Raw genomic sequence first — 14,945 nt, forward strand, 5'->3', positions numbered from 1 at the left:
ACAAAATCACGAATGTCGGATTGAATCACGATTTGCCAAAAATGAGGAGGTTTTTAGAGGCGTCCAATCGGGTCTTTGAGTACATGCTGGACTCGACTTGCCATATCGATGTCCGTGCTTAGCCCGAACCGCGGGAATGCAACGTCGTAAACTCGCTCAAGGCGTATAAGCACATCTTCCGTAATGGGCCTCTGGTTTTGCTCCATCAATGCGATGTAAGAGGGCGAGAGACTGAGTTCATTTGCCATCTGCGCTTGGGTCAGCCCTCTTTCTTGACGAAGATTTCTTAAACGTGACCCTAAGAACATTTGTGGTTTTCCCATTTATCAACCACCATTGCTTTTCCACTCGCCCACGGCATTCGCAGGCAGATCCTTGCTCAGCGTTACTATCGATGGCTATGATGAGATGACGTGCCGGGCTTTCTCGGGCGCAGCGCCCGAGTTCCTGTATGAAGGCTGTTACCGATCAACAAGAGAGGCCCCTTAAAGACGGCTCAACACGTGCTCCATGACTTCGAAGAGATGGTCGGCATTTGCCCGAGAGAATGGCATTGGCGGCCTGATCTTGAAAAGATTTTCTTTCCTGCCAATTAGCCCCATGACCACGCCGTTTTCACGCATTAGGTTTGTGGCTCGCTTCGCGAGCTTGGCATCCGCAACTAGGCGTTCTCCGGGGCGAATAAACTCCGCGCCGAAGAACAGGCCAGCGCCTCGAATATCACCAATAAAACCGAATTTGTGTGCCAGGATACGAAACTTGGCCTTCGAATATTCTCCGACTTTCCTGGCGTTTTCGACTAATCCTTCACGCTCGATAACATCGAGCACCGCTAGGCCAGCTGCACATGACACGGGATTACCGCCGAATGTGTTGAAATACAGATTCTTCGTGCGGAAGGCATGCATGATCTCTGCGGTTGTGACCACTCCTCCAATTGGATGGCCATTTCCCATAGGTTTTCCCATCGTCGCTATGTCGGGGACAAATCCCGAATACTCATGGCCCCACATTCCAGCGCCGGTTCGCCCGAACCCCGACTGGACCTCATCCGCAATGACAACTCCGCCGGCGGCCCGTATTCTTGCTGCAATGGATTGTAGGAAACCGGGGGGAAGATCTGGGAATCCTTCGTTGGCGAAGATTGGGCACAGCAAGATGCCAGCCACGCCATGTCCCGCGTCCTGCAGGGATGAAATCGCTGCATCGAGATGCTGCAGGACGCGAGCTGCCATGTCCTCCTTGGTGGCCTCCCCAGGCTCTAAATGATAGCTATCTGGAGCAGGAATGGTCCGCAAATAGGTGCTGAAGCCGTCTTCACGGGGCAGCAGCGTTGCGAGCTCCATCACTGCCGTCGTGTTGCCATGATACGTAAAGTCGGTGACGATGATGCCGCGATTACCGGTAGCGGTTCGCGCCATTCTTAATGCAACGTCGTTGGCTTCGCTGCCCGTGCATGTGAACAACGCAGTCGAAAGGGAGCGGTGGAATGTGGCTGTCAAGCGCTCCGCATAATCGAGAATAGTGTCGTGAAGATAGCGAGTGTGTGTATTGAGCGTCGATGCCTGGCGCGATATCGCTTCGACGACATGCGGATGACAATGCCCCACATGAGGTACGTTGTTATAGGCATCAAGATATCTTCGGCCATTTGCGTCGTATAGCCAGACGCCTTCTCCGCGAACGAAATGAACCGGTTCTTCGTAGAAAGTAGGATTATTTGGCCCCAGCAGGCGTTCTCTTCTAGCCATCATCAATTGTGTCCTCGACGATGTCATGTTGTGGAAAGCATTCATTTTCTGACCTCATCAGACACAGTAGTGTTATGAAAAGATGACTTGAATGTCGGTGAATTCCTTCAAGCCCTCCATCCCGAATTCGACCCCGTAACCTGAGGTTTTGGTGCCGCCGAAGGGTGCATTCGGTTGAATGGCGCCATGCTTGTTAATCCAAACAGAGCCACACTCCATTTTGGAAGCGACTTCAGCAGCCCGCCTCAGATCTCGTGACCAAACCGATCCGCCCAGACCATTTGGGTTGTCATTTGCAAGAGTGATAGCTTCGTCCAGATCGCGATATCTGATGATCGGCAGAACCGGGCCAAATTGCTCCTCATCTACGAGGCGGGAACCGTTGGTCAGGTCTGCAATCAGAGTGACAGGGTAGAAGAAACCCGGGCCTTTTCTCTTGATTTCGCCACCGACCAACACCCTTCCGCCTTCAAGTTTGGCCTGTTCGACCAAGTCGACAACTTTGTCGAATTGTCGCTTGTTCTGGATTGGACCGAGCAGACTGTCCTCTAGGAGGCCATCCCCAACAGGAATGCGTTTTGTGAACTCCGCCAATTTGACGCAAACCTCTTCGTGAACACTTTCATGCACATAGAGCCTCTTGAGAGCTGCGCAGGTTTGCCCACCATTCAAAAACGCACCCCAGAACAGGTTTTCGACGATCTGTTCGGGTTTTACGTCCGGTAGAACAATGCCAGCGTCATTGCCGCCCATTTCGAGCGTCAGCCGCTTCATCGTTTCAGCTGCCGTTTTCATGATCTTCTGGCCGGTGGCGCAGGAACCCGTGAAGACGATCTTTCTGATCAATGGGTGAGAAGACATAGCCGCACCAAGATGGTCCTCGCCGGCAATGCAATTCACCACGCCCGGCGGGAGCACCTCGTTGATCAACTCGACCAGTCTGATCGTTGATAGAGGTGTGAACGGTGAGGGTTTGATGATTACAGTGTTGCCCGTGCGTATGGCTGGCAGAATATGCCACACGGCGATCAGCACAGGATAGTTCCAAGGGGTGATAGATCCTACTACGCCCAGTGGTTTTCGCAGAAGTTCAACTCTACCGTCGCTGTTGTCCTGCAAGACTTCTATCGGCGTATCCAAATTGGCAGTATGGCGTGCCCAGGCAACTGCACCGCCGACCTCCCAGCGAGAACCGTTTCCGTTCAGCGGTTTGCCTTGCTCGCGCGTGATAAGTTGCGCAAGCTCCTCCGCATGATCTTCGATCTTTTGCGCAACAGCCATACAGGCTTCGGCACGCTGTACAGAACTGAGTTCACTCCACTTTTCATATGCTTCATCAGCCACGAAGACGGCCTGCTCGAGATGCTCCAGCGTTGCCTTGGGAGCCATCCCCACAACACCTGCAGAGGCAGGATTCCTAACTTCCATGTGCGTATACGTCGGTACGGTCTTCCCGCCGATGATCAAGGAATAGGTCTTCAATGTGCTCTTCCTTCACAAAATACGTAACGCACCGGCTACGTTGCTGTTACTGCTATTCGGGAACGTCCTCTCCAGCGATCGCACCGACTATCCTTTTCAGTGCTACGATGAGGGACTCTTTCCTGTGTGGGGTCTCGCTAACGATCCTTCCGGCCTCCCGCATGGAACCAACGATGAGTTCTGCTATCGAGGTGCGGTGCTCCCCATCTGCCGTTTCCGATAGAACCTCTGCCAAATCGGTCGCGATCAACGTCACAAACTGTTTCGACGCCATACCCACAACAGGAGTAAGGACAGGCCGTAGCTCTGGACTCAAAACGCTGTAGAATCGGCCATAGGTTGGAACCGCGGACAGTTTCAGGAGGGCGTCGGCCATTGCGACAATTCGTTGTGCAGGGTTAGGGGTCTTCGCTCGGACCTCTTTGGTTGCTTTCAGCAGTCGCTCCGTGATGTCCGCGTAAAGCTCCCTATAAATGTCGTTCAACCCATCCGGGAAATACACGTATACGGTGCCTTTAGAGATCCCGGCGAGCTCGGCTATCTTGTCGACCGAAGTTCCAGGAAACCCGTCCTCGTTGAACACGTCAAGCGTGGCATTCAAGATCTCCTGCCGCGTTCGAAGTTTGTTCCGCTCCCGCAACGATAGTCGTTCCGCAGCTTTCGCCATAATCGCATCCTTTCCGAATTTGAACTGAATCGTACAGATCGTTCAATAATCCTACGTTCATACAAAAATCCGTCCTAACGATGCAAATGTGAAAGGACAACCAAGGCCTGAACCGAAGTCTCGCTATCAGACTATGACTAAATCCAGTGATTTGCTGAAAGCTGGAGTTGCGATACGAGTAAGTATCCGATTCCATATGTCTCGCATGTATCCGGTGTAATCGTAGTCGTCGTTCATATCGGCAGCCGCCAGAGCGATAGCGAACAGAGAAAACTGGTGATGATCTGCGGCAACCGAGAACAACTCGGTTCTTGCTCTGAGTTTCGGATCGAACCGCCCGAAGTAGCTCGTGGTCAGTCTATCGACCTGATCTGGATCAAGTCCTTCAAAAGTTGCGATCAGGCCCAAGTCGTAGCAGCGGTCGCTGTTGCCCGACAAATCGTAGTCGATGAAACGGATTGAGCCATCCGACTGTCTCAACATATTAGCGCTGTAGAGATCGTTATGACTGGGCACGAATTCGCGCGATCTGAGATCAAGTGCATGTTCTATGCGATTGATCGTCTTGCGCACATCCGCATAGTCATCCGGCAGTGATGCGCCTTTGCGTTCAGCAGATGCCAGAATGATGCGGGCCTCAGCAAATGGGTTGAAATCTCGCTTGAAGCACATTCCGCTCTCATGGAGACTGCGCGCGCGTTTCGCTATCAGGTCAAGGATCTCGGGATCTTTTGCGTCTACGGAGGTGCCGGGCAAGAACTCAAGCATGATGCCCAAGGGATCGTCGATAATGGCGATCACCGGCGCGCCGATACCGAACTTGCCGGCCTCGACCGTGTTGAGCAACGGCACCGCGCTGGGGGGCAGAACCCCAAGACTCTGCCAATCACAATTCCAAAGCTTGAGCACTGCCTGCTGGCCGCTACTGCTCGTTACATGGAAATTCTTGTGAGCGCCGCCGCCTGATATCCACCGCCATGTCGCCTTGCCATCATCCCAGCCCGGGACTTTGGAAAGCGCTTTAATGACGCGCTCAGAGAATTCCTCGATTTCTTGCACATTGCTGTTCGTAGACATTGATATTCGTTCCCACTGTTTTTTTCCTTAATTTTATTGACGACTGCGCCGCGGCTCCTCCTCACCGGCGTCGTTCGAAATCTTAGAGCAAAAGCCCAACGGTCTCTCGAAGTTTATTATCGGGCGTTTACACGGTTTAAAATTCATGTCATAAACCGCACCCATAGTCAATAAACGAACTGCGAGTTCAAAAAGACGCGTAGTTCAAAGAGGGGAAGCTATCGGTGACGTTAGATTGGCCGCATCCGCGCGCCATGCCGATGCTTGTCATCCCTGCTTCAGAAAGGGAAATTTATGGCAAACGAGATTCCTGCACAGGCGCAAGTGGTCATTATCGGGGGGGGCGTGCATGGCTGTTCCGTAGCATATCACCTTGCCAAAGAGGGTTGGACCGATGTGGTTCTGCTTGAACGCAAGCAGCTGACGAGCGGCACGACATGGCATGCGGCCGGCCTCGTTGGTCGCCTTCGTGGCGATACGCTGTCCACGGAATTTGCCTCCTACGGCACGGAAATCATCGAGGAGTTGGAGCGGGAAACCGGTCAAACCACAGGGTTTCGCCAGACCGGTTCCGTGACTGTCGCCCGTCATCCGGACCGTATGCGCCAGCTGCGCCGTCAGGTCGACTACGCCAGACTTTTCAATATCGAGGCCTACGAAATCGGCTTCGACGAAATTCAGGAGCGCTACCCGCTGGTCAGCCTAGACGGCATCGTCGGCGGCACGTGGATTCCGAGCAACGGGTCGATCAACCCCGTGGACCTGACCAATGCGCTTGCCAAGGGCGCTCGCGGGCGCGGCGTGAAGATCTTCGAAAATACAAAGGTCGAAGAGATCATCATTGAGGGCGGCCAGGTGAAGGGCGTTCGCACCGACAAGAGAGAGATCCGTTGCGAGTTCGTCGTCAACACGTCGGGCATGTGGGCCCGCGAACTTGGCCGGCGCAACAATGTAGAAATTCCGCTGCATGCATGTGCGCATTATTATCTCGTCACAGAGGCGATCCCCGATCTGCCGAAGAACCTCCCGGTTCTGCGCTCCTACGATGACGCGACCTATTTCAAGGAAGATGCTGGCAAGTTGCTCGTTGGCTTCGGCCACCGCATCGTCGTGCCTTACGGCGAAAACGGCATTCCGGAAGATTTCAGCTTCGATTCTCTCCCCTTCGTTGAAGAACACGTCATGGACGTGATGGAGGAAGCTCTGGAGCGCGTTCCGGTGCTGCAAACGGTCGGTATCCGCACCTTCTTTAACGGTCCGGAAAGCTTCACGCATGACGGTCGCGCCACCATCGGCGAAGCGCCGCATATCAAGGGCTACTTCATCCTAGCTGGCGTAAATTCCACGGGGATTCAATGTGGCGCCGGCGCAGGCCGCGCGCTCGCCGAATGGATCATCAACGGTCGTCCCATGCGCGATCTGAGCGCTGTCGATCCGGCCCGAATGGAGCCTTTCCAGTCCGGGGATCTATACCTGCAGCAACGCGCGCCGGAAACTCTAGCGCTTTCCTACGCCCTGCATTATCCCGGCCAGCAGCGACATACCGCCAGAAACATCCGCAGGACCCCGCTGCATCACGCGCTCAAGGCGCAGGGCGCCTATTTCGGCGAGGCACTCGGCTGGGAACGTCCGGCATGGTACGGCCCGGCTGGTTCCGAGCCGACTCCTGACTACTCGTTCGGAAAGACGAAGAACCTCGAATATTCGCTCGCCGAGCAGAAGGCCGCGCGCGAGGCTGTCGCTATCATCGACTATTCGCCTATGGGCAAGACTGAGGTTGAAGGCACGGATGCCGAAGCATTCCTTCAACGCCTCTGCACGAACAACATGGCCATTGCGCCGGGCAGGCTCGTCTACACCCTCATGCTGAACGAGCAGGGCGGAGTGGAAAGCGACATGACCGTTGCGCGCATGTCGCCCGAGCGCTTCATCGTCACCAGCTCGACCGGCCGTCGCCGCCGCGACCTCAACCGGATGCAGAGCCATATCCGTCCCGGCGAGGATGTACGGGTGCGGGACGTGACCACTGCGTCGGCCGCGCTGTCGATCATGGGTCCGAAGTCCCGCGCGCTGCTCTCGGAACTGTCGGGTGCGGATCTATCAAACGAGGCCTTCCCCTTCAACTCCGGCATGATGATCCGCATCGGTTATGCGGAAATGTGGATCCAGCGCCTCTCGTACAGCGGCGAGCTCGGCTACGAAATCTACATGTCGCCGGATGTCGCCGAGCATGTGTTCGAGACGATCATGACGCTCCAGTCGAAGTACGGCATCAAGCTGCTGGGCACCGATGCTCTGAACGCTCTTCGCATAGACAAGGGCTACCTCCATTGGGGTACGGATATGGCTTACACGGAATCGCCCCATCAGCTCGGAGTAGATTTCCTCTGCAAGACGAAGAAGGAAATCCCCTTCATCGGCCGTGACGCCTACATTGCGCGCAAGTCTGAAGCGAAGGGCCCGTACCTCTACTCGATCATGCTTAACGATCCTGAACCGCTGTTGTTCGGGCGGGAGCCGGTGTTGCATAACGGCAAAGTAGTCGGCCAGATCACCAGCGCCTCCTTCAGCTACTCTTTTGGCAAAGCGACTGCTCTCGGCCTGCTCAATTTCCAAAACGGGCCAATCGACAACGCGTATGTCAACGCAACCGACTTCCAGGTTCTTGTCGAGGGTAAGGCAGTCAGCGCGACCGTGAGCAAGCGCGGCTTCTACGACCCGGAGAACAAGAAGGTGCTGTCGTAAAACTCAAGAGGGTCACGGCGCTCGCCGCTGCGCCGTACCCCCCCGCGATCCGATATGTTGGAAGGATGCTCCCTTGAAAATTCTTGTGCCTGTAAAGCGCGTTGTCGATTACAACGTCAAGATCCGCGTCCATGCCGATGGGTCTGGCGTCGATCTTGCCAACGTGAAGATGTCGATGAACCCCTTCGACGAAATCTCAGTTGAAGAGGCCGTCCGCCTTAAGGAGGCTGGTAGCGTCGAAGAGATCATCGTCGTGTCGGTCGGACCGTCAAAGTCCGAAGAAACACTTCGTACGGCTCTCGCGATGGGTGCTGATCGTGCCATCCTGGTTGAAACAGACGAAGTCGTCGAACCGCTTGCCGTCGCGAAAATTCTGAAGGCTGTCGCTGAGGCGGAGACACCTGGCCTGGTAATTGTCGGGAAACAGGCGATCGATGACGACAGCAACCAAACGGGCCAGATGCTGGCAGCTCTGCTGGGATCCGCTCAAGCTACATTTGCGTCGAAGATCGAACTTAAGGGAGATCTGGCGCGGGTCACGCGTGAGGTGGACGGAGGCTCGCAGACGATTGAGGTCAAGCTTCCTGCTGTCGTTACCACCGACCTTCGTTTGAACGAGCCTCGTTACGCCTCTCTGCCGAATATCATGAAGGCGAAGAAGAAGCCGCTTGAGAAGAAAACTCCTGCCGATCTCGGCGTGAGTGTCGCGCCACGACTGAAAGTACTGAAAACCGAAGAGCCCGGTGGACGCAAGTCGGGCATTAAAGTCAAAAGCGTTGCAGAGCTCGTAGAGAAACTCAAGACCGAAGCCGGTGTGCTGTAAGCAAGTTTGAGGAGACAAAAAATGGCCATTCTTCTTCTGGCAGATCACGACAATGCTTCAGTTTCAGAGCAAACTGCAAAGGCTTTGACCGCTGCGCTTCAAATGGGCTCCGTCGTTCATGTGCTTGTTGCAGGCACTGATGCTCGCCAAGCGGCTGAACAGGCTGCCCAGCTCGCCGGTGTCTCCAAAGTTATTCTTGCCGAAGACCGATGCTTTGCAGGCAATCTGGCTGAGCCGTTGGCGGCCATCATCTTTTCATTAGCTGGCCAATATGATGCCATCGTATCTGCCGCCACATCAGTTGGAAAGAACGTGCTGCCGCGCGTCGCAGCGATGCTAGACGTAGCTCAAGTGTCGGAAATTGTCGAAGTGTTATCGTCTGACACTTTCAAGCGGCCGATTTATGCAGGCAATGCCATCCAGACGGTTCAGTCGGTTGATGCCAAGAAGGTTGTAACCGTTCGGACGGCATCTTTTCTCCCAGCCCCCCAAGGCGCCTCTGCTGCCGTCGAGCCTGTCTCGGCGGCAGCCTTTTCTTCCACAAATTCGACCTTCGTCTCCGACGAAATTTCTTCCTCCGAGCGTCCTGAACTTACCTCGGCGAAGATCGTGGTTTCTGGCGGCAGAGCACTTGGATCTGCTGAAAATTTCGATCAATTCATTCTCCCCGTCGCCGATAAACTCGGAGCGGCGGTCGGTGCTTCTCGCGCCGCAGTTGACGCTGGATTTGCTGCAAATGATCTTCAGGTCGGCCAGACGGGGAAGGTGGTCGCGCCACAGCTATACATTGCATGCGGTATCTCTGGAGCTATTCAACACCTCGCAGGTATGAAGGATTCGAAGGTCATCGTCGCAATAAACAAGGACGAGGAAGCACCGATCTTTCAGGTTGCCGATTACGGCCTCGTTGCGGATATCTTCGAGGCATTACCGGAACTTGAGAAGGCTCTCTGAAGGGCCCCGAATGCCATCCTGTCGTCTGTTTCAGATTCGAGATGAACAATGAAATCCTACGTTCTGACCATCACCTGCGATTCAAAGCGGGGCATTGTTGCCGCGATCACCAGTTATCTTGCTGACCTCGGCTGTAATATTGTCGACTCGTCGCAATTCGATGACCTTGAGACGGGCCTCTTCTTCATGCGTCTCACCTTTCACTCTGAGAATGGGGTGTCAGGAGAGGAGATCAAGGCCGGTTTCGATACCGTGGCAAAGCCCTTCGACATGCAGTATCGCTTCCACGATAGCGACGAACGCATGAAGGTTCTTCTGATGGTGTCGCGCTTCGGCCATTGCCTCAACGATTTGCTCTACCGTTGGAAGATCGGGGCGCTTCCGATCGATATCGTAGGTGTCGTTTCAAATCACTTCGATTATCAGAAGGTCGTCGTCAACCACGACATTCCATTCCATCACATCCCGGTCACGAAGGCGAATAAGCCGCAGGCCGAGGCGCGGATCATGGAGGTTGTAGAGCAGACGGGTACCGAGTTGATTGTACTTGCACGTTACATGCAGATCCTGTCGGACCAGATGTGCCAGAAGATGTCCGGCAAGATCATCAACATCCACCATTCGTTTCTGCCGAGTTTCAAGGGCGCAAATCCCTACAAACAAGCCTACCAGCGAGGCGTGAAGCTTATTGGTGCCACAGCACACTACGTCACAGCCGATCTCGATGAGGGTCCGATCATCGAACAAGACGTGGCGCGCATCACACATGCGCAGTCTGCAGATGATTACGTATCGATAGGGCGTGACGTCGAGAGCCAGGTGCTTGCCCGTGCCGTGCATGCCCACATTCATCACCGGACGTTCCTGAATGGCAACAAGACGATCGTTTTCCCCCCTAGTCCGGGCTCTTACAAATCCGAAAGAATGGGATGAACGATGACAGCGATCATCATCGACGGGAAGCGCGTCTCGTCATCGATCATCCAGGCGGTGAAATCTGCTGCCGCTAGGCTTGAGAGCGAAAAGAATCTAAGGCCCGGCTTGGCTGTCGTGATAGTCGGAGACGATCCGGCCAGCCACGCCTATGTCAAGTCGAAGGGACGAATGGCAAGTGAGTGCGGCTTCAATTCGATACAGCACACGCTGCCGAGAGAAACCACCCAGGGTGAACTGTCCAGCCTCGTCGCGGTGCTGAACCAGGACAAAGACGTCCACGGTGTTCTTGTCCAGTTACCTTTGCCGAAGCACCTGAACGCTGAGGAAATCATCCAGTCGATCCTGCCGCACAAGGATGTCGATGGGCTTCATGTTGTGAATGCCGGCAAGGTGGCTACAGGTGATCTCGACGGGGGGCTGATCTCTTGTACGCCTGCTGGCGCAATGGTGCTGGTGCGCAGTATCCACGGGTCAGACCTTTCTGGTCTCAATGCGGTGGTGATCGGAAGGTCCAATCTTTTTGGCAAACCCATGTCGGCGTTACTGCTGGCTGCAAATGCAACGGTCACCACAGCACATTCGCGGTCAAAGGATCTGCCGAACATTTGTCGGAACGCAGACATCCTCGTCGCAGCCGTAGGGCGCCCCGAAATGGTGAAAGCCGAGTGGGTGACACCGGGCACGACTGTCATCGATGTGGGCATCAATCGGGTTCCTAGTTCGGAGGGGAAAACCCGCTTGGTGGGGGATGTGGCTTTCGCCGAATGTGCGGAACATGCGGGGGCGATTACACCAGTGCCTGGAGGAGTCGGACCTATGACGATTGCCATGCTGATGGCGAATACCGTCATCGCGGCTTACCGCGCCGCGGGTCTAACTCCGCCAAAATTCTAGACTCGGGCCTGAAATAGGTGGCCGCAATTGCCGGCTATCAAGGCGTAAAACCCAGGGACTGACTCATCAATCCTGAGTCAGGAGGCGCTCCGGGCAACAAGATACAAGATTCTTCCAAGGACCATGATGGAGGGGGGAGTGGCGAATGCGATCCAATCGAAGGAAAAATCTGATGAAGAAGTTTGCAGCGATCATTGATGGCAAGGAGTTCACGGTCAGTTCCGAGTTTTCTGTCCATAACCCAGCGACCGGCGAAGTTGTTGGTCATGCACCGAATATGGCCAAGGAAGAACTTGACGCGGCTGTGTCTGCGGCCAAGACAGCTTTCGTTACCTGGTCGTCTCAGAGCGACGAGTTTCTGCAAGCAGCTTGCGCAGCGGTTACAGCGAAAATCGAAGCCCATTCGGCTGAACTCGCTGAGCTGATTACGCTGGAGCAGGGCAAGCCCCTGAACGGACTGGGCTCGCGCTGGGAGATGGGGGGCGCAGTTGCCTGGGCTGGATACACGTCTGGGCTTTCCCTTCCTAAGAAGGTTTTGCAGGATAACGAGCAGGGCAAGGTTGAGCTGCATCGCAAGCCGCTCGGTGTTGTGGGCTCGATCACTCCCTGGAACTTTCCTGTCATGATAGCCGTATGGCACATGTTGCCCGCTCTGCGTACCGGCAACACTGTCGTAATCAAACCCTCTCCCTACACGCCACTGTCGACCTTGAGGCTGGTCGAGATCATGAACGAAGTTCTGCCGCCCGGCGTCGTGAACGTGGTGACGGGGGACGATAAAGCTTTCAATTTGGGAGGTGCGATGTCATCGCACCCTGATATCCGCAAGATCGTTTTCACGGGCTCCTGTGCAACAGGCCAGAAGGTCATGCAGTCTGCTGCGGACACCATGAAGCGTTTGACACTGGAACTTGGCGGGAATGATGCCGGTATCGTGCTCCCGGATGCGGTTCCCGAACAAATTGCGGAAGGCCTGTTTTGGGGAGCTTTCCTCAATAACGGCCAGACATGTGCGGCCATGAAGCGTCTCTATGTGCATGAGAGCATCCACGACGCCGTATGTGATGCATTGGTGGCTTATGCCAAGAACATCCACGTGGGCAACGGTCTCGACGAAAAAAGCATGTTGGGGCCTGTTCAGAACCGCATGCAGTTCGACAAGGTCGCGAGACTCGTTGCTGATGCAAAGGGACGCGGAAAAGTGCTGATGGGCGGAGAGCCGAGTGAAGGGTTGTTCTTCCCGCCGACAATCATCTCAGGGCTGCATAACGGCGACCCGCTCGTCGATGAGGAGCAATTCGGACCGGTTCTGCCCATCATTCGCTATTCGGATGTCGAAGAGGCTGTCCGCATGGCGAACGATAGTCCCAACGGTCTCGGTGGCTCCGTGTGGTCTTCCGACAAGGCTGCTGCGCGCGTGATTGCTAGTCGCCTGGAATGCGGATCGGTCTGGATCAACAAGCATGGGGCCATTCAGCCCAATGCTCCATTTGGCGGGGTCAAAGCTTCCGGGATCGGTGTCGAGTTCTCGGAGGAAGGTCTTGCCGAGTACACTGATATTCAGGTTGTCTTTGCCTGAGATCGCTGCTCGGTAGTCCTTTAGGGGCTTAGCCGACAGCAAATTCGCAACTAGCTTCAGACCGTTTCGGCGCAATGTTGAAACGGTCTGAGATTTCATATGAGGCGTCTACGCCTCCCTGCGAGCCAGACCGTCAACCAAGATAAAGGACGAAGGCTTTGCGGAACTTCTTCGTGACCGTCCATTCAGTTTCTGAGCCTTGCTTGATGACCCAACCGTCACCGACGTTGTAGGTTGCTGAATGGCCGGTCTTCAGATCTTTAATGGTCACGCTGCCCTCCAGCACAAAAGCATGCTCGGTGAACGGCCAGCTAATGGTCGCCGAGGCTGGTGCCTGGACATATTCACCTGCGACCATCTTTTCGTCTGCGAAATCAATACGGCTACTTGCATCAAATTCGCCACTTATGTTTCGGGCGCCGTTTTTGGTAGGATCAAACTCTGTCCATCCATCTTCGGAGCGATGGCCGTTTATATATGAAAACACTGTCATGTCATTTCTCCTCCATTGTCACGATATGTCGGATGGTTCAGCTCAAGATTGAAGCCTGACCCCTTGGTCACGATTGATTTGTTTCCTGGATGATGGCGCGCGCGACGTGGTTGCCACGCTCGATCGCGCCATCAATGAAGCCTCTCCATCCATTCGCGCTGTCTGCGCTTGCGAAATGGACGAGACCTTCCCGCTGCTGAAGAGCAGAGAGGGCTCTCGTGAATTGACCTTTTCGATAGAAGCACCAGGTTCCTTGAATATACTCGTCGTTTGCCCAGTCATAACCTTCGGTGTCGATTACCGTCGCATCAGGGATAAACCGTTTGATCAAGGGGGTAAGCACCGCCGGGTTCATCAGGTTTACGTCACTCGGACTGGCGAAGCCGACCATGGTCGTACGCCCCTGATCGACATAGTCCGTCCAAAACATGCTTATCGGGAAAGGGTAGGGTGCTGATGCAAGGAAGTTTCCGACATCCTGATCGATGGTAAAGTAGAACTTCAGTCCTGCACCGGTGTGTCTTTCCTTCGAAGCGGCAGTTTTGGCTTCCATCAGCGGCGGATCGAACTTCACCTTTGACAACGTATTCAATGGCACTGCGCAGATGGCGTGTTTGGACCGGTAGGTTTGTCCGGAGCTAACATGCACTACGACCCCGTCTTTGCCTTGGCGGACTTCCGTAACTGCGGTAGACAGCCGCACTTCGGGTTTTCCATCTGCTATCAAATGGTTGATTAGTGCTGTCGTGCCCTCCTTGATCTTGTAGTGACCACAACGGTCCCACAGAAGGCCGACATTGAAGTCACCGAGAGAATACCATTTCAGCATATCGACGAAGCCGGCGAGTGAAGGGTCATTATGACAGCAAATCGACACCCAGGCGTTCAGTAGCGCCTTCTCTTCAGCGGTTGCATCGATCTGCGCAATTCGATCGAGACAGGTCATCGAGTCGTATTGTTTCCAATTGTCCGTTGCGAAGGGATTGTGTGCCTGCGGGAAAATTGTTGCACCGTCGGAACCGTCGACGTTGCAGAATTTCTGCATTGCTCCTGTGAAGAGTTCTAGGTAGATGTTTGACGCTTCGGTCCGGACTTTGCCGTCCACCATCCAAGCGGCAGTTTCGGGTACTGCTCCTAGGCTTTCGACAGTGCCAAGGCCGTAGCGGTTCATTTCCGCCCAGACGTTGGGCTGGCACCAGTGGATCCAAGTGCCGCCGAATTCCATTTGATGACCGTTGTACTGCCCCGTCTGTAGTCGGCCGCCAAGGGCCGGACGCGCCTCGACAACTAGAGTTTTCAAACCAGCCCGCCCTAATTCTCGAGCGGAGGTGCAGCCGGCTATGCCGCCTCCGATAACAATGACGTCGTAATCATACTGATCCGAATGTGTGTTTAAACTCTCGACTGATTTCACGTTTAACTCCTCCCTCTAAACTCACGAGTTCCGCCGTCAGGCTGGCAGCAAAAATCCACCGATCCGCTCTACGAGCGATCGCTCCTCCCGTGGGTTTCATGTAGCCTTGCCGGAATCTTGAAACATTCGA

At 54.8% G+C, this 14,945-nt stretch carries 13 protein-coding genes; 6 read left to right on the top strand and 7 right to left on the bottom strand.

Annotated elements, in window-relative coordinates:
• Nucleotides 1-53: 53 nt before the first annotated feature.
• From ACFSE1_RS06245 to ACFSE1_RS06265, 5 genes are all read right to left on the bottom strand, one after another.
• The gene (locus tag ACFSE1_RS06245) at nt 54-323 is read right to left on the bottom strand and encodes a helix-turn-helix domain-containing protein (protein WP_377397997.1); all 270 of its coding nucleotides are present in this window, start codon (nt 321-323) and stop codon (nt 54-56) included.
• 162 nt (nt 324-485) lie between these two features.
• On the bottom strand, nt 486-1,796 hold the full coding sequence (locus ACFSE1_RS06250) for an aspartate aminotransferase family protein (RefSeq protein ID WP_377398000.1): 1,311 nt from the start codon (nt 1,794-1,796) through the stop codon (nt 486-488).
• Between the two features lie 27 nt (nt 1,797-1,823).
• Nucleotides 1,824-3,233, bottom strand: coding sequence for an aldehyde dehydrogenase family protein (locus ACFSE1_RS06255; protein WP_377398003.1), 1,410 nt, complete (start codon nt 3,231-3,233; stop codon nt 1,824-1,826).
• 52 nt (nt 3,234-3,285) lie between these two features.
• Complete coding sequence (locus ACFSE1_RS06260) at nt 3,286-3,900, bottom strand: TetR/AcrR family transcriptional regulator (protein WP_377398006.1); 615 nt, start codon at nt 3,898-3,900, stop codon at nt 3,286-3,288.
• A gap of 126 nt (nt 3,901-4,026) precedes the next feature.
• Nucleotides 4,027-4,977 (bottom strand): phosphotransferase, encoded by a 951-nt coding sequence (locus tag ACFSE1_RS06265; protein ID WP_377398009.1) that lies wholly within the window; start codon nt 4,975-4,977, stop codon nt 4,027-4,029.
• A gap of 294 nt (nt 4,978-5,271) precedes the next feature.
• Here ACFSE1_RS06265 and ACFSE1_RS06270 point away from each other — a divergent pair, with 294 nt between their 5' ends.
• The 6 genes from ACFSE1_RS06270 (at nt 5,272) to ACFSE1_RS06295 (ending at nt 12,908) form a co-directional block, all read left to right on the top strand.
• Nucleotides 5,272-7,722, top strand: coding sequence for a GcvT family protein (locus ACFSE1_RS06270; protein ID WP_377398012.1), 2,451 nt, complete (start codon nt 5,272-5,274; stop codon nt 7,720-7,722).
• A 73-nt stretch (nt 7,723-7,795) separates the two neighbouring features.
• Entirely contained in the window at nt 7,796-8,545 is a 750-nt protein-coding gene (locus ACFSE1_RS06275) for an electron transfer flavoprotein subunit beta/FixA family protein (RefSeq protein ID WP_377398015.1), read from the top strand.
• Nucleotides 8,546-8,566: 21 nt separating this feature from the next.
• Nucleotides 8,567-9,499 carry an electron transfer flavoprotein subunit alpha/FixB family protein gene (locus tag ACFSE1_RS06280; protein WP_377398018.1) on the top strand — a complete coding sequence of 311 codons (933 nt, stop codon included), beginning with the start codon at nt 8,567-8,569 and terminating at the stop codon, nt 9,497-9,499.
• Between the two features lie 48 nt (nt 9,500-9,547).
• Nucleotides 9,548-10,432 (top strand): formyltetrahydrofolate deformylase, encoded by an 885-nt coding sequence (gene purU, locus ACFSE1_RS06285; RefSeq protein ID WP_377398021.1) that lies wholly within the window; start codon nt 9,548-9,550, stop codon nt 10,430-10,432.
• Between the two features lie 3 nt (nt 10,433-10,435).
• Complete coding sequence (gene folD / locus ACFSE1_RS06290) at nt 10,436-11,329, top strand: bifunctional methylenetetrahydrofolate dehydrogenase/methenyltetrahydrofolate cyclohydrolase FolD (protein ID WP_377398024.1); 894 nt, start codon at nt 10,436-10,438, stop codon at nt 11,327-11,329.
• Nucleotides 11,330-11,501: 172 nt separating this feature from the next.
• Nucleotides 11,502-12,908 carry an aldehyde dehydrogenase family protein gene (locus ACFSE1_RS06295; protein WP_377398027.1) on the top strand — a complete coding sequence of 469 codons (1,407 nt, stop codon included), beginning with the start codon at nt 11,502-11,504 and terminating at the stop codon, nt 12,906-12,908.
• Nucleotides 12,909-13,041: 133 nt separating this feature from the next.
• Here ACFSE1_RS06295 and ACFSE1_RS06300 read toward each other — a convergent pair whose 3' ends face one another.
• Both ACFSE1_RS06300 and ACFSE1_RS06305 read right to left on the bottom strand, forming a co-directional pair.
• Entirely contained in the window at nt 13,042-13,401 is a 360-nt protein-coding gene (locus tag ACFSE1_RS06300) for a cupin domain-containing protein (RefSeq protein WP_377398030.1), read from the bottom strand.
• 67 nt (nt 13,402-13,468) lie between these two features.
• Entirely contained in the window at nt 13,469-14,815 is a 1,347-nt protein-coding gene (locus ACFSE1_RS06305) for a flavin monoamine oxidase family protein (protein WP_377398033.1), read from the bottom strand.
• Nucleotides 14,816-14,945 lie beyond the last annotated feature (130 nt).

Source organism: Affinirhizobium helianthi, from assembly GCF_042680945.1.
Lineage (GTDB): Bacteria > Pseudomonadota > Alphaproteobacteria > Rhizobiales > Rhizobiaceae > Neorhizobium > Neorhizobium helianthi.